This is a genomic window from Streptomyces sp. NPDC013157 (assembly GCF_042899865.1).
In the GTDB taxonomy this organism is placed as follows: Bacteria; Actinomycetota; Actinomycetes; order Streptomycetales; family Streptomycetaceae; genus Streptomyces.
This window is the reverse complement of the sequence record NZ_JBIBAK010000001.1, coordinates 1,154,852-1,160,919: the sequence shown is the minus strand read 5'-3', so window position 1 is coordinate 1,160,919 and position 6,068 is coordinate 1,154,852. Positions and strand designations below refer to the sequence as shown.

General features: G+C 74.4%; 5 protein-coding genes. 1 reads left to right on the top strand and 4 read right to left on the bottom strand.

The genetic code is table 11. The features are described from left to right. Nucleotides 1-14 precede the first annotated feature (14 nt). Entirely contained in the window at nucleotides 15-218 is a 204-nt protein-coding gene (locus ACFY6U_RS05125; RefSeq protein ID WP_390035123.1) for an MbtH family protein, read from the top strand. 57 nt (nucleotides 219-275) lie between these two features. Here the strand turns inward: ACFY6U_RS05125 and ACFY6U_RS05120 are convergent, their stop codons facing one another. The 4 genes from ACFY6U_RS05120 to ACFY6U_RS05105 all read right to left on the bottom strand — a co-directional run bounded on the left by ACFY6U_RS05120 (nucleotide 276) and on the right by ACFY6U_RS05105 (nucleotide 6,009). Then, the gene (locus ACFY6U_RS05120; protein ID WP_390035122.1) at nucleotides 276-1,394 is read right to left on the bottom strand and encodes an iron-siderophore ABC transporter substrate-binding protein; all 1,119 of its coding nucleotides are present in this window, start codon (nucleotides 1,392-1,394) and stop codon (nucleotides 276-278) included. 85 nt (nucleotides 1,395-1,479) lie between these two features. Continuing rightward, nucleotides 1,480-3,276 carry an ABC transporter ATP-binding protein gene (locus tag ACFY6U_RS05115; protein WP_390035121.1) on the bottom strand — a complete coding sequence of 599 codons (1,797 nt, stop codon included), beginning with the start codon at nucleotides 3,274-3,276 and terminating at the stop codon, nucleotides 1,480-1,482. Beyond that, nucleotides 3,273-4,970 carry an ABC transporter ATP-binding protein gene (locus tag ACFY6U_RS05110; RefSeq protein WP_390035120.1) on the bottom strand — a complete coding sequence of 566 codons (1,698 nt, stop codon included), beginning with the start codon at nucleotides 4,968-4,970 and terminating at the stop codon, nucleotides 3,273-3,275. Before ACFY6U_RS05110 ends, ACFY6U_RS05115 begins: the two co-directional genes overlap by 4 nt. A 340-nt stretch (nucleotides 4,971-5,310) precedes the next feature. After that, a complete protein-coding gene (locus tag ACFY6U_RS05105) occupies nucleotides 5,311-6,009 on the bottom strand; it encodes a histidine phosphatase family protein (RefSeq protein WP_390035119.1) in 699 nt (232 codons plus the stop codon). Nucleotides 6,010-6,068 lie beyond the last annotated feature (59 nt).

Sequence of the window (6,068 nt, the reverse complement as noted above, 5' to 3'; positions counted from 1 at the left end):
TAGGACCCGCTGACATGAGCAACCCGTTCGAGAACCCCGAAGGCGTCTACTCCGTCCTCGTCAACGACGAGGGCCAGTACAGCCTGTGGCCCGACTTCGTGGAGGTACCGGCCGGCTGGACCGTCGTCCACGGCCCGGCGGCCCGGCAGGAGTGCCTGGACCACATCGAGACGCACTGGACGGACATGCGGCCCAAGAGCCTGGTCGACGGCTCCTGACGGCACACGGAGGGGGGCGGTCCGGTCTGGTACCGGACCGCCCCCTTCTTCTTGCGCTCAGGACGCCGGCTGTTCCACCTTCGTCGACGTCTTGCCGTCCACCGCCGCCGCCAGCTGCGGCACCAGGCGGTCCAGGACGTAGGGGATGCTCAGCACGGTCGACAGGGACACCGCGTTGCCGTAGTCGCTGGTCTCCTTGACGAAGACCTCCCGGCCCTGCTTCACCACGTTCAGGTCCGCGTAGACCTTGTCGCCGTGCAGCTTGGTGACCGCCGAGGCGGTGTCCGGCACGATCCAGACGTCCACGTCCTGGTCGAGCAGGTCGAAGCGCTCCTTGCTGATGTTGGCGCCGAACTGGTCCCCGATCACCTTGTCGAGGTCCTTCGGCAGCGCGAAGCCGAGGTCGGACAGGAGCCGGGACCGCGGGTCCTCGCTGCCGTACACGAACGTGCCCTCGTACGGCGTCGCCATGACCGCCGTCGCTCCCGCGAACTCGGGATGCGCCTTCTTGGCCGCCGCGAACTTGGCCTCGACACCCGAGACCAGCGTCTTGGCCTCGTCCGCCTTGCCGAGCGCCTGCCCGATCTCCTCGGTCTGCTGCTGCCACGGCACGCCGTAGTCGTTGTACTGCTTCGGCTGCGCCACGACCGGCGCGAACTTCGACAGGCTCTCGTACTGGGCCTTGGTCAGCCCCGAGTACACGGCGAGGATGAGGTCCGGCCTGAGCGCGGCGATCTTCTCCACCTGGGGGCCGGTGCCGGTGTCCTTGAGCACGGTGGGCGCCGGTGAACTGCCCAGCTTGTCCTGGGCCCAGGGGCCGATCGCGCCCTTGTAGCCGCCGAGCCACTCGGTCGTGCCGACCGGCACCTTGCCGAGGGCGAGGACGGCGTCCTGGTCGGTGAGGCCGACGGTCACGATCCGCTCGGGTTCGGACTTGACGGTCGTACTGCCGAACTTGTGGGCGATCGTCACGGGGAACGCGCCGGCGGACGAGCCGTTCGCCGCGGACGAGGACGAGGACGAGGACGAGGACGAGGACGAGGACGAGGACGAGGACGAGGACGAGCCGGAGCCGTCGCCGGAGTCGGAGGAGCCGCAGGCGACCGCCGTCGCCGTGAGCAGGAGTACGGAGGCGAGCAGGCCGGTGAGCCTGGACACTCTGGTGACGCGGGGCATCGGCTGATCCTTCTGTTCTTGGCGATGGGTCCGGCGGGGGGCGGCTTGGCTTCTTCTTTTTTTTGGGGGGGGAGGGGGAGGGGAGTCAGTGGGGAGCGGCGGGGGAGCGGTGGTCCGACCAGGCCTGCCACAGGGCGGCGTACCGGCCCCGGGCGGCGAGGAGTTCGCCGTGCGTGCCCTCCTCCACCACCCGGCCGTCGCTCAGCACGACCACCCGGTCGGCCGCGGCGGCCTGGCTGAGGCGGTGCGCCACGACCAGCGCGGTACGGCCGCGCAGCGCCTGCTCGGCGGCCTGGTCGAGCAGCCGGGCGCCGGAGCTGCCCGCCTCGGCGGTCGCCTCGTCGAGCACGACGACCGGCGGATCGGCCAGCAGCAGCCGGGCCAGGGCGAGTTGCTGGGCCTGGTCGGCGGTGAGCCGGTGACCGCCCTCGCCGACGACCGTGTCCAGCGCCTCCGGCAGGGCCTCGGCCCAGCCGAGGGCGCCCACCGTGGCCAGCGCGTCCCGCAGCTCCTCGTCGCTCGCGTCCGGGCGGGCGAGGCGCAGGTCGGCGGCGAGCGGCCCGGCGAAGACGTGCACCTCCTGGGTGACGAGGCCCACCAGGCGGCCGGAGCCGTCCGGTTCGGCGCCGCCGATGTCGACCCGGCCGGCCTCCGGGCGGTGCAGTCCCGCCACCAGCCGCGCCAGGGTCGTCTTGCCCGCACCCGTGGTGCCGACCAGGGCGACCCGCTCCTTGGGCCGTACCTCCAGGTCGACGCCGCGCAGCACCGGACGGCCCGGCACGTACGCGTGCGAGACCCCGGTCAGCGTCACGGCCGGATCACCCGCCCCACCGGTGGTACGGCCGTCCGTGTGCTCGTCGGCCGCGGGCGCCGGCTCGTCGACGACCCCGACCAGCCGGGCCAGTCCCGCCGTCGCCGACTGGGCGTCGTCGAGGAGCACCAGCGCGGTGTTGACCGGCCCGAAGAGGCTGTGGAAGTAGAGCGCGGCGGCCGTTGCCGTACCGACCGAGGCGGAGCCGGAGCGCACCAGGAGGAACCCGGTGACCAGCACGGCGGCGAGGCCCACGTACTCGGCGATGTGCAGCCTGCTGTAGAAGCGCAGCACCAGCCGCACCCCGCGCATCGTCAGCTCCACCGCCGCCCGGGACCGCTCGGTGACCCGGCGGGTGTGGTCCTCCTGCAGCCGGTACGCCCGCACCGTCCGCGCCCCGCCGATGCTGTCCAGCAACTGCTGCTGCTGGGCCCCGGCGGCGATCCGCTCCTTCGCGTACAGGGGCACGGCGTTGCGCACGTACCAGCGGGCGGTGTGGGCCTGCACGGGCACCGCGAGCAGCGCGGCCGGCAGGAACCGCCAGTCCAGCAGGGCGAGGGCGGCCAGGGTCAGCACGATCGACAGCCCGGAGCGGGCCAGCTCGGGCAGGGCGGTGCGGACCGCGTCGGCGACCCGTGAGACATCCCGGGTGACCCGGGAGTTGAGGTCGCCGGAGCCCGCCCGCTCCAGCCGCTCCAGCGGCAGCGACAGGGCGCGCTCCACGAAGAGTTCGCGCAGCCGGGCGAGCGCGGTCTCGCCGAGCCGGGACACCAGGGACATGCCCAGCGCGGTGGTGACGCCCTGCACCGCGGCGACCCCGCCGAGCGCGAGGACGGGCCAGGTGAGCGCGTCGGGGGAGCGGTGCTCGGTGACCACGTCCACGATGTGCCCGAGCAGCGGCTGGGTGAGCAGTCCGACGGCCGTGGCGATCACCAGGGTGCCGAAGCCGGCGGCCGCCAGCTTCCGGTCGGGGCGCAGGAGTTCGCGGACGGCCGCGCGGGTGCGGGCGGGTGTGGCGGTCGGCAGCAGACGGCTCTCGGCGCTGTCCGGCTCTGTGGTGGGGTCCGTCATGCCAGCACCGCCGTCCGGTAGGTCTCATGGGTCCGGGCGAGCTCCGCGTGGGTGCCCTCGGCGTGCACCCGGCCGCCGTCCAGCAGCACCACCCGGTCGGTGACGGAGAGCAGCGCCGGGCTGTTGGTCACCACGACCGTCGTACGGCCCTGCCTGAACTCCCGCAGTCCCGTGGCGATCCGGGCCTCGGTGACCGCGTCCACGGCGGTCGTCGGATCGTGCACGACCAGGACCGGGGGCCCGGCCCGCAGGGCCCGCGCCAGCAGGACGCGCTGCCGTTGCCCGCCGGACAGGGAACGCCCGCCCTCGCCGACGTCGGTGGCCGCGCCGTGCGGCAGCGAGCGGACCACTTCGTCGGCGTCGGCGGCGGCCGTCGCGCGGGCCGTCAGCACGTCGTCGGCCGCGTCCGCGGGGGCCACGTTCTCGGCGAGGGATCCCTCGAACAGCGCGGCGTCGTGCGCGGCGACCAGTACCGCGGCCCGCAGCCGGGCCGGGTCCAGCCGGGTCAGCGGCACCCCGTCCAGCTCGACCGAGCCCGACTCCGGGTCGCTCTCCCGGCCCAGGCAGCTCAACAGGGCCTCGGCGCAGGCCGGATCGGTCACCGCGATCCCGGTCAGCCGCCCGGCGGGCACGTCGAGATCCACGCCGTCCAGGCCGCCGAGGCGCACCCCGCGCAGCCTCAGCTCCCCGCGCACCACGTCCGGAACCGGCTCGTGGCCGCCCGTGACGGCGGGCCCGGCGGAGAGCACCTGGGCGATCCGGGCGGCGGAGGCACGGCCCTGCGCCAGCTCGGCGTTGACCCAGGCGAACGTCTCCAACGGCCCGAGGAGGAACAGCGCCAGGCCGACGGCGGACACCAACTGGCCCAGGGTGAGGGAGCCGTCGAGCGCAAGCCGTCCGCCCACCCAGGCGATCAGCGCGATGAACCCGCCGGTGAGGGCCAGCACGAGCCCGGTCTGCCAGGACTCGGCCCGCGCCGCGCGCAGGGTGGCCGCGAGGGACACCTGGCTGGTCCGGCGGTAGCGCTCGACCGCGGCCCGCTGCGCACCCAGCCCCTTCAACACCCGCAGTCCGGCCACCAGATCGGCCGCGACCCCGGCGGCGCCCGCGGCCCGGTCCTGCTCGGCCTCGCTGCGCCGCTCCAGGGGCCTGCTCAGCAGATGCCCGAGCCACAGCAGCAGGGGAGTGCCCAGCAGCACGATCAGACCGAGCGGCACGGACGTCAGCAGCAGCGCCACGGCGCTCACGGTGATGCCGACGACGGCTGAAATCCCGCTCATCAGGGCCATGTTGACCGCCCCGACACGCTTGGCGTCCTCGGTGGCGACGTTGGCCAGCTCGCCGGAGAGCCGGTCCGCCTCGGCTCCGCCCCGAGGGTCGAGCACCCGGCGCACGACGGCCAGCCGCAGCTCGTGGGCGGCCTCCTCGGCCCCGCGCTCCCCGGCCCGCGCCCCCAGCCGGAAACTCCAACTCAGGCACACGTACAGAACGGCCAGCACCGCCAGCCACAGCACCAGCCGCCCGGCGTCCCGGCCGGCCACGGCCTGGTCGACGACGACACCGATGAGCACGGGGACCAGGGCCTCCCCGAGCTGGTGCACGCTCCCGAGCGCCGCGCCGAGAGCGACCCGCCGCCGCTGCCCTCCGACCGAGCGCGACAGGACATCCCGCCCCGACAGTTCCCCTGTTCCCACCGGCCACCCTCCGGAGACGGTCAACTTAGGCAAGGCTACTCTAAGTAAATGCCGTCACGTCAATCCCCGCCCACGATCCGGAGCGGGCCCGCCGAGGCCCGACTCCCCTTGCGCGGCGGGCGATTGGCGGGCGCAGGGCGGGTCGCTCGGGACCGGACGGGTCGCTCGGGACCGGGCGGGTCAGCCGGGACCGGACGGGTCGTTCGGCCGGTGTGTGGGCGGGGCGGGCGGGCCGGGAAACAGCCCGGTTGCGGAGCGCTGGAGGGCTTGCGCGGCGGCCGCCGGCAGCGGACCGTCCGGCAGCCCGGCGTCCCCGACCGCGCCGGCCGGGTCCTGGCCGCTAGCCGCAGCCGGTGAGGGCCGATTCCGGCAGGCACCCGGAGACCGTCCCGCCGTCCGGGCGGAGCGCCGTCGGCCGGGCGCTGTCGGCGGCTGCGGGCGCCGGGGGCCGCGAGAGCACCCGTCGCCGGGGCTCCTGGGGAAGGACGCGGCCCGACTGGACGTCCCAGCAGTCGCCTCGCCAGGTGAGGAAGACCGTGCACAGGGGCGGCACGGCCAGATGCCAGAAAGCTCTCGCCGGCAGGGCCAGAGCATGGATGAGCGCGGCTCGGACGACGGCCGCCTCGGTGATCGCCACCGCGTGGCCCGTGCCGGGCGTCATGCCGCTCAGCCAGTCCGCCGACCGGCGGCAGAGCTGGCGTACGGACTCCCCTCCGTGGGGCGCGGCATCCGGATCCGTGCGCCAGGCGCTGAACCCGTCGGGTTCGCTCGCGGCGACTTCACCGACGGTGCGACCGCACCATCTGCCCACGTCGAGATCGCGCAGCACGGGCTCGGACACCGCCGCAAGGCCGATGGCGTCGGCAGTCTGCGAGCAACGGGCCGAGGGCGCCCGGACGGCCTGCTCGCAGGGAGAGAGCACTGCTCTCGCGGCGCCTGCCAGTCGCAGGCCGGGCTCGCTCAGTGGTGCGTCGCCGAGGAGCGGGTCCAGGGTGGCGTCACCGCCGGGCGCGCACAGAAGCGTCAGGTGGATCGACATGGGACCGGCCTCCTTCTTGGCCCGGGACGGCTTCGGACGGTGAGGGACCCCTGCCGAGG

Excerpts from the sequence above, each read along its gene's own strand:
- ACFY6U_RS05125 (WP_390035123.1), top strand. The coding sequence starts at position 15 with ATGAGCAACCCGTTCGAGAACCCCGAAGGCGTCTACTCCGTCCTCGTC.
- ACFY6U_RS05120 (WP_390035122.1), bottom strand. The coding sequence starts at position 1,394 with ATGCCCCGCGTCACCAGAGTGTCCAGGCTCACCGGCCTGCTCGCCTCC.
- ACFY6U_RS05115 (WP_390035121.1), bottom strand. The coding sequence starts at position 3,276 with ATGACGGACCCCACCACAGAGCCGGACAGCGCCGAGAGCCGTCTGCTG.
- ACFY6U_RS05105 (WP_390035119.1), bottom strand. The coding sequence starts at position 6,009 with ATGTCGATCCACCTGACGCTTCTGTGCGCGCCCGGCGGTGACGCCACC.